Origin of the sequence: Sorangium sp. So ce693 (assembly GCF_051521375.1) — a bacterium.
In the GTDB taxonomy this organism is placed as follows: Bacteria; Myxococcota_A; Polyangia; order Polyangiales; family Polyangiaceae; genus Sorangium; species Sorangium atrum.
Window position 1 is genome coordinate 5,609,429 of record NZ_CP150347.1, and the last position, 15,391, is coordinate 5,624,819.

Annotated in this window: 13 protein-coding genes; 5 read left to right on the forward strand and 8 right to left on the reverse strand. The window is 74.7% G+C overall.

Features of this window, described 5'->3' with window-relative positions; genetic code table 11:
- Window positions 1-36 precede the first annotated feature (36 nt).
- The 3 genes from WMF14_RS20950 to coaE form a co-directional block, all read right to left on the reverse strand.
- Window positions 37-687, reverse strand: a complete 651-nt coding sequence (locus tag WMF14_RS20950) for a DUF72 domain-containing protein (RefSeq protein WP_012236337.1) — start codon at window positions 685-687, stop codon at window positions 37-39.
- Window positions 688-829: 142 nt separating this feature from the next.
- On the reverse strand, window positions 830-2,350 hold the full coding sequence (locus WMF14_RS20955) for a ribonuclease H-like domain-containing protein (protein WP_437803316.1): 1,521 nt from the start codon (window positions 2,348-2,350) through the stop codon (window positions 830-832).
- 64 nt (window positions 2,351-2,414) lie between these two features.
- Window positions 2,415-3,065, reverse strand: a complete 651-nt coding sequence (gene coaE, locus WMF14_RS20960; protein WP_437803317.1) for a dephospho-CoA kinase — start codon at window positions 3,063-3,065, stop codon at window positions 2,415-2,417.
- A 296-nt stretch (window positions 3,066-3,361) separates the two neighbouring features.
- Here coaE and WMF14_RS20965 point away from each other — a divergent pair, with 296 nt between their 5' ends.
- Window positions 3,362-5,368 (forward strand): putative bifunctional diguanylate cyclase/phosphodiesterase, encoded by a 2,007-nt coding sequence (locus tag WMF14_RS20965; protein ID WP_437803318.1) that lies wholly within the window; start codon window positions 3,362-3,364, stop codon window positions 5,366-5,368.
- Window positions 5,369-5,434: 66 nt separating this feature from the next.
- Here WMF14_RS20965 and WMF14_RS20970 read toward each other — a convergent pair whose 3' ends face one another.
- Window positions 5,435-6,118, reverse strand: a complete 684-nt coding sequence (locus tag WMF14_RS20970) for a cysteine hydrolase family protein (RefSeq protein WP_437803319.1) — start codon at window positions 6,116-6,118, stop codon at window positions 5,435-5,437.
- A gap of 62 nt (window positions 6,119-6,180) precedes the next feature.
- Window positions 6,181-7,563: a nicotinate phosphoribosyltransferase gene (locus WMF14_RS20975; protein ID WP_437803320.1), complete on the reverse strand. Its 1,383-nt coding sequence runs from the start codon at window positions 7,561-7,563 to the stop codon at window positions 6,181-6,183.
- Window positions 7,564-7,709: 146 nt separating this feature from the next.
- Here WMF14_RS20975 and folD point away from each other — a divergent pair, with 146 nt between their 5' ends.
- Both folD and WMF14_RS20985 read left to right on the forward strand, forming a co-directional pair.
- Window positions 7,710-8,573 (forward strand): bifunctional methylenetetrahydrofolate dehydrogenase/methenyltetrahydrofolate cyclohydrolase FolD, encoded by an 864-nt coding sequence (gene folD, locus WMF14_RS20980; RefSeq protein ID WP_437803321.1) that lies wholly within the window; start codon window positions 7,710-7,712, stop codon window positions 8,571-8,573.
- 7 nt (window positions 8,574-8,580) lie between these two features.
- On the forward strand, window positions 8,581-9,327 hold the full coding sequence (locus tag WMF14_RS20985; RefSeq protein ID WP_437803322.1) for a class I SAM-dependent methyltransferase: 747 nt from the start codon (window positions 8,581-8,583) through the stop codon (window positions 9,325-9,327).
- Between the two features lie 46 nt (window positions 9,328-9,373).
- Here the strand turns inward: WMF14_RS20985 and WMF14_RS20990 are convergent, their stop codons facing one another.
- Complete coding sequence (locus tag WMF14_RS20990) at window positions 9,374-10,012, reverse strand: ATP-binding cassette domain-containing protein (protein ID WP_437803323.1); 639 nt, start codon at window positions 10,010-10,012, stop codon at window positions 9,374-9,376.
- Complete coding sequence (locus WMF14_RS20995) at window positions 10,009-11,289, reverse strand: hypothetical protein (RefSeq protein WP_437803324.1); 1,281 nt, start codon at window positions 11,287-11,289, stop codon at window positions 10,009-10,011. The genes WMF14_RS20990 and WMF14_RS20995 overlap by 4 nt, the downstream gene beginning before the upstream one ends.
- Window positions 11,290-11,479: 190 nt before the next feature.
- Between WMF14_RS20995 and WMF14_RS21000 the strand changes: the two genes are divergently transcribed.
- Window positions 11,480-12,574, forward strand: coding sequence for a DUF72 domain-containing protein (locus tag WMF14_RS21000; RefSeq protein ID WP_437803325.1), 1,095 nt, complete (start codon window positions 11,480-11,482; stop codon window positions 12,572-12,574).
- A 240-nt stretch (window positions 12,575-12,814) separates the two neighbouring features.
- Complete coding sequence (locus WMF14_RS21005) at window positions 12,815-14,380, forward strand: phytoene desaturase family protein (RefSeq protein WP_437803326.1); 1,566 nt, start codon at window positions 12,815-12,817, stop codon at window positions 14,378-14,380.
- Between the two features lie 14 nt (window positions 14,381-14,394).
- Here WMF14_RS21005 and WMF14_RS21010 read toward each other — a convergent pair whose 3' ends face one another.
- Window positions 14,395-15,306, reverse strand: coding sequence for a sugar phosphate nucleotidyltransferase (locus tag WMF14_RS21010; protein WP_437803327.1), 912 nt, complete (start codon window positions 15,304-15,306; stop codon window positions 14,395-14,397).
- Window positions 15,307-15,391: the final 85 nt, after the last annotated feature.

Sequence of the window (15,391 nt, forward strand, 5' to 3'; positions counted from 1 at the left end):
GAGATGGGCCCGTATCCGAAGCGGGTGACCGCCGCTCTAGAGCTTCATTGCCTTTTTGAAGCGCTTCGCGTCGGCGAACATGTCGACGTTCGTGAACACGTACGTCGCGTCGTCGTGCTTCGCGCCGCGCGCGATCTCCGCGAGCCGCTCGATCGCCGGATCCTCGTAGCGCGACTTGTGCCCCGCGGGACCGTGCAGGCGGTAGTAGGCCACCTTCAGCCGCGAGAGGCCCGCGTTCAGCGGATCGCGCGCGGCGAGCGCGCCGACCTCCTGGGTGAGCTCGTCGCACTCGTCCGGATCCCACCCCGGCGGAGGCTCGAAGACGACGCGCTCGAAGCGCTTCTTCACGTTGACGAGGAAGTCGCGCAGGATGGCCTTGTTCGCGCGCGTCGGCGTGAACTCCGGGGGGCCGACGAAGACGGCGAGCTTCGCCTCGAGCTCGTCCGCGACCGCCTCGATGCTCTTGAGCGCCGTCTCGATCACCTTGCCGTCGCGAAACCCTTCCTGCCCGATCTCGCGCGGACCGAGCAGGGCGAAACGAAAGCCGCCTGGAGCTTCGCGCCGCCAGCGCCGGATCGTTCCAGGTCCCGGAAGGGACACATGGGTCTCCTGCACCTCCACGAACATGAACTCGCGGAAATAGCGCGTCGCTGGGACGGGAAAACCGGCGCAGCCGACGGTAATCATCGCCCCCACCCTAGCCCACGCGCGCGCTGGCGAGAAGCCAGACCGATGGATTTCTCGCTCGGCTCGCCTGGACGCCCGAACGAGACGCGGCGCGCGGCGAGGTTGCGGGCGCGAGGACGCAGTAGACGCAGTGCATGCCCGCTCACTCCTCGCCCTCGCGCCGCGGCGCCCCTGGCTCGGAGCCTGGGCGCGCCGCGGCGCCGTCGACCGCGCCCGCGCCCGCGCCGGTGGCTTGCCCGAACGGCAGCGCGAGCACGGCGGCGCTGCGATCGACCTTGCGCTGCAGGCGGGCTCGGCGGCGGGCCTGCGCGGGCTCGGGCTCCGCGGTGCCCTGGTCGGCCAGCTCGAGGGCGCGGGAGAAGGCGCGCACGTGGTGCTCGTAGAGCTTCGCGAGCTCGAGGCGCACCGAGGGGTCGTCGATCTCGGCGGCGAGCGCCTCGTAGTCCGCGAGCGCCCGCGCCTTGTCCCCGCGCGCCTTCGCGATGTCGCCGCGCGCGCGCCGCGCGACCGCGCCACCGCCGCGCTCGACGGCCGCGTCCGCGAGCTCGGCCGCGCGCTCGAGCGCGCCCGCCCGCCGCAGCGTCGCGGCCGCCCCGGCGAGATCGCCGGCGGCGAGGCTGCCGAGCGGCTCGCCGTAGAGGCCGACCAGCGCGACCATCGCGAGGACGTCGGCGGCGTTGTGCTCGACGACGCCGAGCAGCGCCTCCTCGTCGCCGGTGCGCAGGAAGTGGGCGTAGCACGCGACGATCTCGCCGCCGGGCACGTCCCCGACGCGCACCCGGCCGAGCACGTCGTGCTCGAGGGCGATGAGGGTGCGGCTCTTCAGGCGGGCCTTGTGGATGCGGCGCGCGACGTGGACGAGATCGAGGTGCGGCAGCTCCGGCGGCGGCGGCAGGCGGTTCATCACGTAGCGCGTGCGCAGGAGCGGCATGTCGAACGCCTTGCCGTTGTACGTGACGATCATCGAGGCGCCGGCGAGGCGCTCGGCGAGGCGGCGCAGGATGGGCTCCTCCTCGCCGAGGCGGCGCAGGAGGAGCTGCTCCATGATGAAGCCGTCGGACGAGGGCTCGCCGAGCGGCCCCGCGCTGTCCGCCCCGGGGTCGAACCAGGCGAGGCCGATCAGGAACGGCACGGTGCCCGTGCCGCCTGCGAGGCCCGTGGTCTCCGTGTCGAGGAACAGCGCCCGCCGCACGTCGCAGCCGGCGAGCGCCGGGTCGAGCGACAGGAGCGCGAGCATGGCCGGGTCGGCGTCGCGCGCGGCGACGAGCGGCGCGCGGCCGACGCGGGCCGCCGCGAGCGAGCGGGTGCGGCTCGCATAGAGAGGCCCCCCGGGCGTCTGCTCGACATGGAAGGGGAGCTCGCCGCGCGCGGGATCGGCCCTGGGGGTCGGCGGCGCGCCCCGGGCGACGATGCGGGAGATGCGCTCGCGCAGATCGTCGAGCGACGGTCGAGCGACGCCCGTGGACGCAACCACCGCGGCCGGCGCCGCGTCGCTCGGAGCCGACGCCGCGGGCGGCGGTGCGGGAGGAGCATCGGAGGGGCCGACGCCGTCCACGGCGGGACCGCGGTCGAGCGACGCCGGCGCGGGGGCGAGCGGCGCAGCGCCGCGCCGCTCCGCCGGGAGCGGCCCGAGCCGCGCGAGCTTCGACTTGAACGACGTCATCGGCCAGTCGCGAGGTTTCCACGCCGGGCACTGCGCATCAAGTCAGTGGTCCAGCGGATGCCTGTCAGGGATCCTGGCCCGATCCCTGGCGCGCGGCGCTGGGACCGACACCGAGCTTCGCCCGGATCGAGGCGAGCACCTCGTCGGCTTGCCGCTCGGTCGCGGCGCGATCGCCGGAGTTCTCGATGACGTAGTCGGCCACCGCGACCTTGCGGGCGAGCGGGAGCTGCGCGGCGAGCCGGGCGCGCACCTGGTGTTCGGTCGCGCCGTCCCGCGCCATCGCGCGGGCGATCTGGACCGCCTCGGGCACAGCGACCACGACGAGCGGGCGAAACGCGTCGGCGACCCCGTTCTCGACGAGGAGCGCCGCCTCGTAGCAGGCCAGCGGCTCGCCCTGCGCCTGGAGCTCGGCGGCGCGCTCCAGCGTGAGCGCGGTGATGCGCGGGTGCACGATCGCGTTCAGCTGGCGGCGCTTGTCCGGGTCGGCGAACACCACAGCGGCGACGCGCGCGCGATCGAGCGAGCCGTCCGGCGAGACCACCTCCGGGCCCAGGGTGCGCACCACCTCGTCGAGCCCCTCGGTTCCCTTCGCCACCACCTCGCGGGCGAGCGCGTCGGCGTCGAGGACCGGAAGCCCCCGCGCGCGAAAGTGAGCCGCCACCGTGCTCTTGCCGGATCCCAGGCCGCCCGTGAGCCCGAACAGGACGATCCCCATGGCCGCCTCACCGCCCTCCCTGGAGCGACCGGCACGCCTCTCCGCTGTCTGATCTCGACCCAGCGTCATAACGCATAGCGTTAAACCTGACCTTATCGTCCCGAAGGTCGAGCGCGGCGGGCGTCGGAGGAACGTGCGACCTGCGCCGGCGCCCACGTCTGCCCGGAGCGCCTGCTCGCCTCGTGACCACCACGACCCCAGCCTACCTCGAAGGGGGGTCTGCGACCGTCGAGTTTCCTCGCCGTCGGCGCTTAAGAAGTCCGCTTCTCCGGGAATGCAACTACCATAACTGGGTGGTGGCAAAGATCGATGACCGGCCGGAGTCGAGCCTGCACGCCGCGTTCGATCGCTCGGACGTGCACCGCGGCTCGCCGGACAAGCAGCTCGTGGCGTGGTTGTCCGAGCTCGACGTCGGCGTGATCGAAGTCGACGCCGAGCAGCGCGTGGTGCGCGTCAACGGCGCAGCGGAGCGGCTGACCGGCTGGTCGATCGTCGAGGCGCGCGGCGCGCTGCTCGATCGCGTGCTCCGGCTGATCCCGGCGGCGGGGACGACGAGCGGAGATCCGGACATCGACGTCGGAGAGATGACCGAGCTGTTCGACGAGGGCGCGCCGGCGAAGGCCGCTCCGCCGCTCGCGCTCACGCCGCGGCGCGAGCCGGTGGCGCCGCTCGCGCCGGTGATCATCGACGAGGGCGCGCTGCGCACGCCGGGCGCGCCGCTCGGCGCGCCGGAGGCCGCCGCGGCAGGCAGACCGACGTCCGCGCGGTACACCGCGCTGCTCGAGCGCCGCGACGGCTCCGTCATCCCCGTGCTCCACACGATCGGCACGCTCGCGGGGCGCCCCACGCGCGAGAGCCAGCGCGACTCGAGGCCGCCGCCGCCCCCGCCCGGACAGATCATCCTCTTCCGCGAGCTCGGCGCGCCGGGGCCGTTGCCGATCCACCCGGCCAAGCCCCGCTACGACGCGCTGACGCGGCTCCTCGACCGGTACGCGATCATCGATCGCATCGAGGAGGCGCTGAACGACTGCAGGGCGAACAACACGCCGTACGCGCTCTGCTACATCGACCTGGATCGCTTCCGGCTCGTGAACGCCACGTGCGGGCACGAGGCGGGCGACGATCTGCTCCAGTGGGTCGCGACGCGCGTGCACGAGATCGTCGGCCCGAAGGACGCGGCCGGGCGGATCGGCGGCGACGAGTTCGTCCTCTTGCTCGCGGACAAGAACGAGCGGGAAGCGGAGCGGATCGCGCGCGACCTGCAGATCTGCCTGCTCGAGTTCCGGTTCGGGTGGGCGGAGAAGACGTTCTCGATCGGCGCGAGCATCGGGCTCGTGGTGCTGACACCGCACTTCGAGCGCGCGGTCGACGTGCTCGGCGCCGCCGATCACGCGTGCCGGATCGCGAAGGAGAACGGGCGCGGGAGGCTGCAGGTCTACCTCGACGACCAGCAGATGACGACGAGCCGGCGCTCGATGCAGTGGGTCGCGAGCCTGCAGCGCCACCTCGCCGAGGGGCGGCTCCGGCTCTACTCGCAGGGCATCCACCCGCTCATCAAGCCGGGCGCGGCGCACACCCCCCGCGGCGCGCACTTCGAGGTGCTCGTGCGGCAGCTCGGCGAGGACGGCCGGTTCTACTCGCCGGTCGGCATCATCCAGGCGGCGGAGCAGAGCGGCCTGATCCACGTGATCGATCGCTACGTCGCGCGCCAGGCGTTCCGGCTCATCGGCGCGCTGCCGCAGCACGCGCTGAGGCGCCTCGACACGTGCTCGATCAACCTGTCGGGCGTGTCGCTGCTGCGCGAGGGCCTGCTCGACTTCCTCGTCGAGCAGCTGCACCGGGCGCAGGTGCCGCCGAGCAAGATCTGCTTCGAGATCACCGAGACGGCGGCGCTCGCCAACCTCGGCGAGGTGCTGTGGTTCATGCAGGAGCTCGGCGCCATGGGGTGCCGGTTCGCGATCGACGACTTCGGCAGCGGGCACGCGTCGTACGGCTACCTGGAGAGCCTGCCTGTCGACTACGTCAAGATCGACGGCATGTTCGTGCGCGATCTGAAGGACAACTCGCTCCACCGCGCGATCGTGGAGTCGGTGCACCGCATCGGCGACACGCTCGGCATCAAGACGGTCGCCGAGCAGGTGGAGAACCAGGAGATCGCCGAGCTGCTCACGTCGATGGGCATCCACTACGCGCAGGGGTGGCACTTCGACAAGCCGCAGCCGCTCGTGGACCTCTGCGGGTCCCTGCGCGCCCAGGGCGAGCCGAGCATCCCGGACACGAGCGGCTCGCCGGAAGGCCGCTGACGCGATCGCGGCGGGCGCCCGGCCGCGCCACGCGCCGGTCTCGCCGCGCGATCCGCCGGCGCCTACCTAGGAGAGCAGCGCCGACGACGTCGTGAGCGTGACGCCGGCGGCCTGCATCTCGGCGAGCGCGGCGGCGACCCCGGCCTCGGTGATGCCGGCGACGGCGTCGGTCAGGAGCGCCGTGCGGTAGCCGCGCTGGGCGAGGCCGAGGGCGGCGGCGCGGACGCAGTAGTCGGTCGCCACGCCGTAGACGACGAGCTCCGGCGCACCGCCGAGCGCCGCGGCGAGCTCGCGCAAGAACCCCTCGGCGAGCGGGTTCGCGAAGAGGCTGTAGACCTCCTTCTCGAAGTAGACGGCGTGGGTCGCGCGCGCGGCCAGCTCGCGAACCGCCGCGTCGATGGGCGCGCGCTCCACGTTCGGGAGGAAGCGGAAGCGCGGCGGCAGCGTCCCATCGACCTTCAGCCAGCCCGGCGTCCCCTTCACGCAGTGGTCAGGGAAGCCCGGCTTACTGCCCTCGGGGGCCGGCGTGTCGTTCGACGCGAACTCCCACGCGTCCCACGCGTGCGAGTCGACCGAGCCGACGATGGGGATCCCGCGCGCGACGGCGTGCTCGGTGAGCCTCCGGAACAGCGCGTTCGGGGAGCCCTTCACGTACAGCGCGCCCGTCTCCTCGCAAAAGTCCCGCTGGACGTCGACGTCGACGAACACCCTCGGGGGCGAAGATTGCCGGGTCACCTTGCCGCTCACCATGTCCTCTTCTCCTGTCGTGGGAGCGCGCGGCCTCGCGGCCGCGCACGTCAGGGACTCGCTCGCTACCGCTTTCCTCCGCCGGAGATGACGCGGGCGCGCACCGCCTCCACGAGCGCGCCGAGCCGCGGCGACACCTCGGCCGCGAAGGGCGCACCCGGCTCGGGCTCGTCGTCGATGGAGAGGAGCGCCTCCGGGAGCCCGGCGAGCTCCGCGCGCGCGCGCAGCCGGACGGCGTCGAGCCCCTCGCGCGGCGCGACCCGGGCGCCGCGCGCCATCACGGGCGCGAGCAGCGGCTCTGCGTCGGGGCTCATCGGCTCGCCGTCGAGCGCGATCACGTCGCGGGCCAGCTTCCCCGATCGATCGCGGAAGCGGTGCACCTGGTGCGCGCCGGGCAGGGTCGCCTTCCCTTCCGAGAACTTCGCGATGGGCGTGCGCTCTCCGCCGGCGCCCCGCTCGACATCGCCGATCTCCACGAGCTTGTAGACGCCGCCCAGCGCCGGGGCGTCGATCGACGTCACGAGATCCGTCCCGACGCCGTAGAGGTCGATGGGCGCCCCGGCGCGACGGAGCTCGGCGATGCGGTGCTCGTTCAGATCGCCCGAGGCGACGATCTTCGCCGACGTGCAGCCTGCGTCGTCGAGGATCCTGCGCACGGCCACGCTGAGCGCGCCGAGGTCGCCGGAGTCGAGCCGGACCCCCTTCAGCTTGTCGCGCGCGATCGCCGCGGCGCGCGCCGCGCCGACGAGCGTGTCGTAGGTGTCGATGAGCAGGATCGCCGCGCTCGGGAAGACGGCGACGTAGGCCTCGAACGCGGCCTGCTCCGTCGGGTGGGCCATGGTCCACATGTGCGCGGCCGTCCCGAGCACCGGGATGCCGAAGCGCATCCCGGCCTCGACGTTGGAGGTGCCGACGCAGCCGACCGCGTACGCGGCGCGCGCGGCGTCGATCGCCGCCTCCGGGTGGGCCCTCCGGGTGCCGAACTCGATGACCCCCGCGTCGCCGGCGGCCAGGACGATCCGCGCGGCCTTCGACGCGATCGCGGTGGCGTGGTTGATGGCGGACAGCGCGAACGTCTCGATGAGCTGCGCCTCGATGAGCGGCGCCGTGACGCGCAGGACCGGCTCGTTCGCGAAGAACGCGGTGCCCTCGGGGATGGCCCAGACGTCGCCGTGGAAGCGGAAGTCCCGCAGGTAGCTGCAGAACGCCGGCGTCATCGCGTCCGCGAGGGCGGGCAGCGCGCTCAGGTAGGCGATCTGCTCTTCGGTGAAGCGGAGCTCCTCGAGGTATCGCACGACCCGCGCGAGGCCCATCGCGACGAGGAAGCGCCGGTGCCGGGGAAGCCGCCGCACGAAGAGCTCGCACGTCGCGACGCGCGAGGCCATGCCGCGGTGGAAATAGCCCGCCGCCATGGTCAGCTGGTACAGATCGGTGTGCAGGGCGTCCACAGATCATGGCTAGAGACGCTGGACGTACGGGTCAACCGGAAGATGGCGTGACGTGAGGCGGTGAGCCGGCCGTCCTCACGATCGCGCCACAGGCCGCTGCGGGCAGCGCCCCCGCGACGGCCGCGGGTGGACTAAGCTCCGCGGCCATGGCGGCGAAGATCCTGGACGGCAAGGCGATCGCGCAGAAGGTCCGCGACGAGGTGCGGGAGGGGGTGGCGCGCTTCGCGGCCGCCCACGGTCGGCCCCCCGGCCTCGAGGTGGTGCTCGTCGGTGAGGACCCGGCCAGCGTGACCCACACGCGGAGCAAGGAGAGGATGTCGAACGAGGTCGGCATTCGAGGCCGGCTCCGCGCGCTCCCTGCCGCGACGACCGAGGCCGAGCTGCTCGCGTGCGTCGCGGAGCTCGACGCGGACGACACCGTCGACGGGATCCTCGTCCAGCTGCCGCTGCCGGCGCACATCCGCGCGCACGCCGTGCTCGACGCCATCGACCCCGCGAAGGACGTCGACGGCCTCCACCCGATGAACGCGGGTCTGCTCGCGATGGGCCGCCCGGGCGCCATCGCGCCGTGCACGCCGGTCGGCTGCATGCGCCTGCTCGCGGAGGCGGGCGTCGAGCTCGGCGGCGCCCGCGCGGTGGTGGTCGGGCGGAGCAACCTCGTCGGCAGGCCGATGGCGCAGCTGCTGCTCGCGCGGCACGCGACGGTCGCGATCGCCCACAAGCGCACGCGCGATCTGAAGGCGCTCTGCCGCGAGGCCGACGTCCTCGTGGCCGCGGCGGGCAAGGCGAAGCTCATCGGCGGCGACTGGATCAAGGAAGGGGCCACGGTGATCGACGTCGGCATGAACCGCGACGACGCGGGCAAGCTGGTGGGCGACGTCGATTTCGACGCCGCCAGGGAGCGGGCCGCCTGGATCACGCCGGTGCCCGGCGGCGTCGGCCCCATGACGATCGCCTCGCTGCTCGCGACGACGCTGCGCGCCGCGGAAGCGCGCGTCGCGAAGCGGTAGCGCCGCCGTGACGGGGGAGCTCGCGCCCGCGCCGCAGCTCGACGCCGACGCGGAGGCCGCCTCCGCCGCCGAGCGCGCCGCGGCGTTCGTCGCGCGCGAGACGGCCGTCGCCTGTCCGCCGTTCGTCCCCGAGGTCAGGCTCCACCTGGCGACCGAGGTCACGCCGCTCTGGCACGCGACCGAGGCGGCGCTCGCGCGCGCGGGCGTGCCGCCGCCGTACTGGGCGTTCGCGTGGGCGGGCGGGCAGGCGCTCGCGCGGTACCTCCTCGATCATCCCGCGACGGTGTCGGGCAAGCGCGTCCTCGACCTCGCCTCCGGCGGCGGCATCGTCGCGATCGCCGCGGTGCTCGCCGGTGCGGGGCGCGTGAGCGCCGCCGACATCGATCCGTTCGCCGCGGCGGCGCTCCGGCTGAACGCGGCCCTGAACGGCGTCACCGTCGACGTGATCACCGAGGATCTCACGGCGAGCGCCGCGACGGCGGCGTGGGACGTGATCGTGGCGGGCGACGTCTGCTACGAGCGCGCGATGGTCGACCGCGTGCTCCCGTGGCTGCGCCAGAAGGCCGCGGGCGCCACCGCGGTGATCGTCGCCGATCCCGGCCGCGCCTATTGCCCCTCCGAGGCGATCGAGGAGCTCGCGCGGTACCTCGTCCCCACGCCGCTCGACCTCGAAGGGCGCGAGCAGCGCGAGACGCGGGTGCTGCGGCTGCTGCCGCGCCCTTCGGACCGCGGCGAGGGGCAGCCCAGCCCGTAGGCCGCGTCCGGGGGCGCGTCGCCCCGCAGACCGAGGCGCCCGCCCCCTACTCCTCGCTGAGCCGCCCTCCGTTCAGCCGGCGCACGTGCCCCCCGATCGCCGCCGCGAAGGCCGCGTCGTTCGTCGTGAGGAGCGTCGCCTTCCCCTCCGCGCGGCGCTGCTCGATGAGCTCCAGCACCGTGCGCGCCCCCTCGACGTCCAGCCCGTTGGTCGGCTCGTCGATCACGAGCAGCCAAGGATCGCCCACCAGCGCAGCGAGCAGGAGCGCGCGCTTGCGCTGACCGAACGACAGCCCGGAGAGCCGCTGCCGGTAGAAGGCGGCCGCGCCGAGCCGCTCGATCCACGCGCGCCACGCGCCGTCGAGCGGCGGCGCCTGCTTGAGGGCGCGCACGAGGGCGCAGAGCTCCGCGACCTGGAGATCGGGCAGCGCCTCGGTCGCGTCGGGCGCGTAGCCGAGCCAGCGCCGCGCCGAGGCCGCGGCGCCGTGGACCGCCTCCCCCGAGAGCGTCACGGCGCCGCGATCGGGCTCCAGCAACCCGACGACGACCCGCAGCAAGGTCGATTTGCCGGCGCCGTTCTCGCCCATCACGACCGCCACCTCCGAAGGTCCGCAGCGGAGGTCGACGCCCGAGAGCACGTCCCTGCCCGAGAGCCGCTTGTGGATCCCCGTCGCCTCCAGCGTCACAGCGCCCTCCCCTCTCCTGCCGCCGCACCGCGCCCGCGGCGCGGCGAGATCCAGCGCGCCCCGACGGGCCCCGCGAGCAGCGCGGCCGCCGGGGCGAAGGCCGCGAGCGCGAGCTCGCCCAGCGTCCACGCGGCCGCGATCGAGGCCGCGATCGCGGCGAGCACCGAGAGCAGCACCCGGCTGCTGTCGCGGCCGTCTTGCCGAACGGACCACCGGACGCAGCCGAGCGCGATCGCGGCGAGGAGCAGCCCCGCGAGCCCCGCGCCGCCGACCAGGCGCAGCGCCAGCGACGGCGCCGCGCCGGTGAGCGCGCCGACCACCGCGCCATGTCCAAGCGCGAGCGCCGCGAGCGGCGCGGCCACCGCCGCGGCGACGGCGCCCGCGCGGAGCCCGGCCGCCGCGCCGCACGCGTCGAGGAGCCACGCGAGCCGCCGCTCCTCGCGCAGGACCGGACCGGAGAGGCCAGCGCCCGCGCAGAGCGCGACCGGCGCGAGCGCGACGAGCGACGCCGCCGCGAGCGGCTCGCCCCCGAGCCGCCCGCTGTTCCGGGCCCAGGCCGCCGCGGCGAGCGCGCCGATCGCGGCGAGCGCGAGGCCCCGCACGAGCACCGCGCGGTGGCCGCGGAGGAGCGCCGCCAGGTAGGCGAACGAGAGCGCGACGAGCGCGGGCGCCGCCGATGGGATCATCGAGCGCTCGCGGCCGGCAGCGACCTCCGGCGCGCGGACGACGGCCGCGCGCAGCCCGACGGCGAGCGCGGGCGCGGCGCAGGCAAGCAGGACCGACGCCGGGGCCCCGAGCGCGATGGCGCCCGCGAGCAGCGCGAGCGCCGAGAGCTCGCGCGCCCCGCGCGGCCGGGCCAGGAGCATGCAGCGCGCCGCCAGCGCCGCGGCGCAAGCGGCGCAGCCGGCGAGCGCGCCGGCGCCGACCGCCCAGAGCGCCGCCCACGGGAGCTCGGCGACGGCGAGGAGCAGCGCATGAGCCGAGAGCAGCTCGCGGCGCGGGACCGGCAGCGCGCGGAGAAAGAACGTCGCCGGCGCCCGGAGCAGCGCGCGCGCCGCCGGCGTCCCGACGAGCAACCACGCTCCCCACAGCGCGACCCGGAACAGGGGCGACTCGCCCGCGAGGCCCGTGAGCTGCGAGGGGTGCATCCCGTTGCCGCCGAACACGACCGCCGCGACGAGGCCCATGCCCATGTACAGCGGCATGGCGCGCGCGAAGGCGTCCTTCCCGGCCGTCGAGACCAGGACGCGCAGGACGAGGGCGAAGCGGCGCAGCACGCCACGTGTTTGTACCCCACACCGCCCGGATGCTCCCCTTGGAAGCGCGTGCGCCACCGGCGCAGGCCGGCGCTGCCGCTCGGCGCCCGGCGCGCCGCCCGCCCCCCTGCCGCGCTGGCCAGCGCAGCGGCCCTCCCCGCCCGCGTGGCCGATTGTCGCGGAGCGCGCCGGAAGCAGTAGACTCGACCGGGTGAGCCGCTCCCCTGGGCGCCGTGGCGCCGACCCGTCGCAGCTCTCGCTGTTCGGTCCAGCGCCGGAGCCCGCCGCTGTCGAGGCGGCGCGCGAGCGCGACGCGATGGCGGCGGTCTACGACGACGCCGCCCGCCTGGCGGCGCGGCTGCCGCCGGGGCTCCACCTCGGCACGAGCTCGTGGAGCTTCCCCGGCTGGCAGGGCCTCGTCTACGCCGCGCGGCAGAGCACGGAGGAGCTCGCGCGCGACGGCCTCGCCGAGTACGCCCGGCACCCGCTGCTCACGACGGTCGGGATCGACCGCAGCTTCTACGCCCCCGTCCCCGACAGCGACTTCCGCCGTTACGGAGCGCAGCTGCCGGACGGCTTCCGCTGCGTGTCGAAGGCGCTGCATGCGGTCGTGTCCCAGACGATGGAGCGATCGCAGACCCCGCCGGGCGAGGACGAGGGGCGCAGCGCGGGCCCCGCTCGCCTCGAGCCGAACCCGGATTTCCTCTCGGTGCCGCTCTTCCTCTCGCGCGTCGCCGCGCCGCTGCTCACGGTCTTCCGGGCGCACGCGGGGCCGGTGCTGCTCGAGCTGCCCCCGGTCGGCCCGCCCCACCGGCTCCCGCCTCGCGCGTTCTTCGAGCGGCTCGACGCGTTCCTCGGCGCGCTGCCGCGCGAGCTCTCCTGCGCGGTCGAGCTCAGGGAGCGCGCGTATTTCACCGGCGAGTACCGGGAGATCCTCGGCGCCCGCGGCGTCGCCCACGCCTACAGCTACTGGCGCAACATGCCGTCTCCGGGGGCCCAGGCGGAGGTTGTGCCCGTCTCGAACGCCCCGTTCGCGGTCGTCCGGCTCTCGCTCAAGCCTGGCCGCCGCTACGAGGCGGAGAAGCGCCGGTTCCACCCGTTCAACCGGGTGGTCGAGCCGGATCCCGAGATGCGCGCGGAGGTCGCGCGGATCCTGTGCGAGGCCGCGGCGCTGCGCATCGAGAGCTTCACGCTCGTGAACAACAAGGCCGAGGGCTCGGCGCCCCTGACCGTGCGCGCCGTCGCCGAGGAGGTCGCCGCCGCGTGGCGCGCGCCCACGGCGCCCACGACGACCGCCGGCGGGTGAGCCCGACCAGCGCAGGACGGCGCCGGCCGGCGCGACGCGCGCGCCAGCGCCGTGGAGAGGACAGGCTGGAAAGGGTCGCCGTGCGGGCGGCCTCGGGGCGGGCGCTGCGCATCCCTCCGGCTACCGCGCGCGAAAAGGGCTCTCCTCGCCGCACCATCCGTGCAACACCTCGTGCGCCACGGCCCAAGCGCCGGCGCGCCGGCCGCGGCAGAGGACGCGCACAGCGCTTGGAGGTGCCCAGTGAAACGCAGTGAAGCTCCGGCCCGCGCCGATGTGGTCATCGTCGGCGCCGGCCACAACGGTCTCGTCGCCGCGGTCCTCCTCGCCCGCCGCGGGCTCGACGTGGTGGTGCTCGAGGAGAAGGACGCGGTCGGCGGCGCGGTGAAGACCGAGCACCCCTTCCGGAACGCGCCGGGCCTCGGCGTATCGAGCGGCGCCTACCTGCTCGGGCTCGCCCCCCCCGAGCTGCTCCGCGAGGTCGGCGTCACCCTCCCCCTGCGGCGGCGCGATCCGCACTATTTCCTCCCGACCACGGACCGGCGCTACCTGCTGTTCGGCTCGGATCAGGCCGCGATGAAGCGGCAGTTCCTGGAGTTCTTCTCCCAGGCGGACTGGGACGCGAACAGCGCGCTCCAGGCCGAGCTCGCCGCGCTCCGGGACGACATCGCCCCGACGTGGCTCGAGGAGCCGCTCTCCATCGAGGAGACGGCGGAGCGCTACGTGCGGCCCGCCCTCCGGCAGACGTTCGTGGCGCTCTGCCGGGGCACGATCTCCGACTACCTCGCGCGGTTCGGCTGGAAGAGCGACCTCCTCCAGGCGATGTACGCCGTGACCGACGCCTTCTCGGGGCTCGCGGGCGGCTTCGAATCGCCCGGCACCGGCATGAACTTCCTCATCCACAACATGTGCCGCCTCCCCGGCGCCGACGGGACCTGGATGATCGTCGAGGGCGGGATGGGCACGATCTCCCGCCTCTTCGCCGAGAAGGCGAGGGCCGAGGGCGCGACGATCGTCACCGGCGCCCGCGTCGCGCGGATCGAGTCGTCCGGGGGCGCCGTCTCCGGCGTGCTCCTCGAGGACGGCGCGCGCATCGCCGCGAAGGTGGTCGTCTCGAACGCCGATCCGTACCGCACCCGCGCGCTCGCCGGCGAGGCGGCGATCGGGGCCTCGCTCTCGGGGCGGCTCGACGCCCTCGCGAAGGACGGCTCGACGCTCAAGGTCAACATGGCGCTGACCGGCCTGCCCACGTTCACGTGCCTGCCGGAGGACCGCGGGCAGTTCGGGCCGACCATCCACCTCCTGCCGGACGAGGACGTCGTGATGGACACGCTGCGGCAGGCCCACCGCGACGCGATGAGCGGGCGCCTCCCGGAGTTCCCCGCGATCGAGTGGTACTTCCACACCCCGATCGACCCGAGCCTGCGCGACGCGGAGGGCCACCACAACGCGGCGCTCTTCGTGCAGTGGGTGCCCTACGCGCTCGCGGGCGGCGAGACGTGGGACCAGGCCGCGCCGCGCTACGTGAAGCACCTCCTCTCGATCTGCGATCGCTTCGCGCCCGGGATGAGCGACCTCGTGCTGGAGACGTTCACGCTGGCGCCGCCGGACATCGAGCGGCACTTCGGGATCACGAAGGGGCACATCCACCACATCGACAACAGCTTCGGCTTCGCCGATCGCGTGCCCTACCGGTTCGGGCTGGCCGGGCTCTACTCGTGCAGCGCGGGGACGCACCCGGCCGGGTCGGTCATCGGCGCGGCGGGGCACAACGCCGCGAAGGCCGCGCTCGCCGACCTCGGGAAGTGAGCCGCGCGCGGCGGTCACGCCGCCGCGCGCGCGACCGTCCCCTTCGCCGTGACCACCGCGCGCTCGAGCGGGGCGCCGGCGCCGAGGACCACCTGCGCGCCCGGCCAGACCACGCACCCGCGCAGCGCGCCGGCCCCCTCGACCCGCGCCCCCGCGCCGACCACGCTGCCCGCCACGTCCACGCCCTCGGCGACGGACGCCCCCGGGCCGACGTAGCTCCCCAGGCCGCGCTGCGAGAGCCAGTGCGCGCTCGCCGCCAGGTACGCGGCCAGCGTTCCGATGTCGTGCCACACGGCGGGCGCCGCGAACGTCGCGAGCGAGCGCCCCTCGCGCAGCCACGGCAGGTACACGTCCCCCACCATGCACCCGCGCGGCGGCAGCCTTCGCCGGAGCGCCCCGCCGGTCACGTGCACGCCCACGAAATCGCCGCCCGCGACCTCGTCGCCGAAGCGCTCGCCGCGGAGCCGCACCACCTCGCCCCGCGCGCCGACGCCGATCGTCCCCTCCCCGACCGGCCGCGGCGCGACCGCGAGCGTCGCCCCCGCGCCGTGCCGGCCGTGCGCCGCGTGCGCCGCCGAGAGCGCCGCCACGTCGAGATCGATCAGGATGTCGCCGTTCCAGAGGACCACGTCACCCTCGCCGAGCGCGCCCGCCGCGTTCGCGAGGCCCCCGGCGGTGCCGAGGGGCTCCGGCTCGTGCAGGACCTCGACGGGCGCCGGGAACGCCGCGAGCAGATCGCGCGAGAATCGCTCCGCGAGGTGGGACTTGTTCACCGCGACGCGAACGACGCCGCCCGCGACGAGCCGCTCGGCGATGTGCGCGATGAGCGGCCGATCGCCGAGCCACAGGAGCGGCTTCGGCATCTCGTCCGTGAGCGGGCGGAGCCGGGTCCCGAGCCCCGCCGCGAGGATCATGGCAGACGCCATGGCCGCGAGGATCGCCCCTTCACGGGGAACGTTCAAGAAATCGAGGTCGCTACGGCGCGACCGCGCAGCCGTGCGACGACGCCAG

Bases quoted from the DNA above. Each gene is read 5' to 3' on its own strand.
- folD (WP_437803321.1), top strand. From the start codon at position 7,710: ATGGCGGCGAAGATCCTGGACGGCAAGGCGATCGCGCAGAAGGTCCGC.
- WMF14_RS20970 (WP_437803319.1), bottom strand. From the start codon at position 6,118: ATGGTGAGCGGCAAGGTGACCCGGCAATCTTCGCCCCCGAGGGTGTTC.
- WMF14_RS20955 (WP_437803316.1), bottom strand. From the start codon at position 2,350: ATGACGTCGTTCAAGTCGAAGCTCGCGCGGCTCGGGCCGCTCCCGGCG.
- WMF14_RS21010 (WP_437803327.1), bottom strand. From the start codon at position 15,306: ATGGCGTCTGCCATGATCCTCGCGGCGGGGCTCGGGACCCGGCTCCGC.
- WMF14_RS20950 (WP_012236337.1), bottom strand. From the start codon at position 687: ATGATTACCGTCGGCTGCGCCGGTTTTCCCGTCCCAGCGACGCGCTAT.
- coaE (WP_437803317.1), bottom strand. From the start codon at position 3,065: ATGGGGATCGTCCTGTTCGGGCTCACGGGCGGCCTGGGATCCGGCAAG.